The organism is Streptomyces sp. GC420 (genome assembly GCF_009916105.1).
Classification (GTDB): domain Bacteria; phylum Actinomycetota; class Actinomycetes; order Streptomycetales; family Streptomycetaceae; genus Streptomyces.
This window is the reverse complement of the sequence record NZ_JAAAXQ010000595.1, coordinates 1-3,126: the sequence shown is the minus strand read 5'-3', so window position 1 is coordinate 3,126 and position 3,126 is coordinate 1. Positions and strand designations below refer to the sequence as shown.

Sequence of the window (3,126 nt, the reverse complement as noted above, 5' to 3'; positions counted from 1 at the left end):
GCCCCCCAGGGGCCTGTGGGTGGCCATAGCCGGGCTGGGGGGCCTGCGGCTGCTGGCCGTAAGGACCCGGCTGGCCATACGGCCCGGGCTGCTGGGGCTGCCCGCCGTACGGGCCCGGCTGGTTGTAGCTCATTTCTGGGTTCCCCTCCAGATGCTTATGCGTTCCGAACATCCTGGCGGAAGTCACAGCACGCGGAGCTACCGGGGGGCACACCGTTACCAAAGAATCGCGTTTCAGGACACGACCGTGACGGCCCTAAACTGTGGCCCGTGACCGAGAACACTCAGCAGCAGACAGCCAGCAACCCCGAACTGCCGACCCAGTACGCGCCGGCCGACGTAGAGGGGAAGCTGTACGAGCACTGGGTAGACAAGGGTTACTTCACCGCCGACGCGAGCAGCGAGAAGCCCCCGTACACCATCGTCATCCCGCCGCCGAACGTCACCGGCAGCCTGCACCTCGGGCATGCCTTCCAGCACACGCTCATGGACGCCCTGACCCGCCGCAAGCGCATGCAGGGCTTCGAGTCGCTGTGGCTGCCCGGCATGGACCACGCCGGCATCGCCACCCAGAACAAGGTCGAGCAGCAGCTCGCCGAGGAGGGCAAGTCCCGGCAGGACCTCGGCCGTGAGGCGTTCGTCGAGCGCGTCTGGAAGTGGAAGGAGGAGTACGGCGGCAAGATCCTCGGCCAGATGCGCCGCCTCGGCGACGGCGTCGACTGGTCGCGTGAGCGGTTCACCATGGACGAGGGCCTGTCCAGGGCCGTCCAGACGATCTTCAAGCGGCTCTACGACGACGAGCTGATCTACCGCGCCGAGCGGATCATCAACTGGTGCCCGCGCTGCCTGACCGCCATCTCCGACATCGAGGTGGAGTACCAGGAGGACGACGGCGAGCTCGTCTCCATCAAGTACGGCGAGGGCGAGGAGACGCTCGTCGTCGCCACCACCCGCGCCGAGACGATGCTGGGTGACACGGCCGTCGCCGTCCACCCGGACGACGAGCGGTACAAGCACCTCGTCGGCAAGCGCATCAAGCTGCCGCTGACGGACCGCACGATCCCCGTCGTCGCCGACACCCACGTCGACCCGGAGTTCGGCACGGGCGCCGTCAAGGTGACCCCGGCCCACGACCCGAACGACTTCGCGATCGGTCAGCGGCACGGCCTCGAGTCCCTGACGATCATGGACGAGCGGGGCAACATCACCGTCCACGGCCCGTTCCAGGGCCTGGACCGCTTCGAGGCGCGCAGCACCGTCGTCGGCGCGCTGCGCTCGCAGGGCCGGATCGTCGCCGAGAAGCGGCCGTACGTCCACTCCGTCGGCCACTGCTCGCGCTGCAAGACGACCATCGAGCCGCGGCTGTCCATGCAGTGGTGGGTCAAGGTCGGCCCGCTGGCCAGGGCGGCCGGCGACGCGGTCCGCGACGGCCGGGTGAAGATCCACCCGGAGGACATGTCAAAGCGCTACTTCGACTGGGTCGACAACATGCACGACTGGTGCATCTCGCGCCAGCTGTGGTGGGGCCACCGCATCCCCGTCTGGTACGGCCCCGAGGGCCAGGTCGTCTGCGTCGGCCCCGACGAGGAGCCGCCCGGCACCGCGGCCGAGGGCTGGACGCAGGACACCGACGTCCTGGACACCTGGTTCTCCTCCGGCCTGTGGCCGTTCTCCACGCTCGGCTGGCCGGAGCGGACCCCGGATCTGGAGAAGTTCTATTCGACCGACGTCCTGCTCACCGGCCACGACATCATCTTCTTCTGGGTCGCCAGGATGATGATGTTCGGCCTGTACGCCATGGACGGCGAGGTCCCCTTCAGGACGATCGCGCTGACCGGCCTGGTCCGCGACGAGCGCGGCAAGAAGATGTCGAAGTCCTTCGGCAACGTCGTCGACCCGCTCGACTGGATGGACGCGTACGGATCCGACGCGGTCCGCTTCACCCTGGCCCGCGGCGCCAACCCCGGCACGGACGTCCCGATCGGCGAGGACTGGGTCCAGGCCTCCCGCAACTTCGCCAACAAGATCTGGAACGCGACCCGCTTCGCGCTGATGAACGGCGCCACCGTCGAGGGCGACCTGCCGTCCCCCGAACGGATGTCGGCCACCGACCGGTGGATCCTGTCCCGGCTCAACGCCACGATCGCCGAAGTCGACGCCTACTACGAGGACTTCCAGTTCGCCAAGCTGTCGGACGCCCTCTACCACTTCGCGTGGGACGAGGTCTTCGACTGGTACGTCGAGCTGTCCAAGACCACGTTCCAGGCGGGCGGAGAGGCCGCGGAGGTCTCCAAGCGGGTCCTCGGCGAGGTCCTCGACGTCACCCTGCGGCTGCTCCACCCGGTGGTCCCCTTCGTCACCGAGGAACTGTGGACGACGCTGACCGGCCGTGAGTCGGTCGTCGTCGCCGACTGGCCCGCAGACAGCGGCTTCCGCGACGCAGACGCCGAACGGGAGATCGCCACGCTCCAGGAGGTCACCACCGAGGTCCGCCGCTTCCGCGCCGACCAGGGGCTCCAGCCGGGCCAGCGGGTCCCCGCCCGCCTCGGTCTGTCCGGCACGCCGCTGGCCGCGCACGAGGCCGCCATCAGGCAGCTGTTGCGCCTGACGCCGGAGGGCGAGGGCTTCACGGCCACGGCGACCCTCCCGGTCGCCGGAGCCACCGTCGCGCTCGACCTCTCCGGCGCCATCGACGTGGCGGCGGAGCGCAAGCGCCTGGCGAAGGACCTGGCGGCCGCGGAGAAGGAGCTGCAGCAGGCGGCGGCGAAGCTGGGCAACGAGGCGTTCCTCGCGAAGGCCCCCGACCACGTCGTGGAGAAGATCCGCAGCCGCATGGCCAAGGCGGAGGAGGACATCGCCCGGATCAGCCGCCAGCTGGAGTCGCTCCCCGCGGCCTGAGCCGGGGACCCGGACCGCCTTTCCGGGCTCGGTTCACCTCCGGGGTGCTGAAGCCTGTGCCGACGGTCGATCGTGCTCGGCCACTCGGTCCCTCTTTTTGAGGGCTCGGTTCACCTCCGGGGTGCTGAAGCCTGTGCCGACGGTCGATCGTGCTCGGCCACTCGGTCCCTCTTTTTGAGGGCTCGGTTCACCTCCGGGGTGCTGAAGCCTGTGCCGACGGTCGATCGT

Annotated in this window: 1 protein-coding gene; it reads left to right on the top strand. The window is 69.2% G+C overall.

Annotated elements, in window-relative coordinates; all coding sequences use genetic code 11:
- Nucleotides 1-270: 270 nt before the first annotated feature.
- Nucleotides 271-2,898, top strand: a complete 2,628-nt coding sequence (locus GUY61_RS36630) for a valine--tRNA ligase (RefSeq protein WP_166634618.1) — start codon at nucleotides 271-273, stop codon at nucleotides 2,896-2,898.
- Nucleotides 2,899-3,126 lie beyond the last annotated feature (228 nt).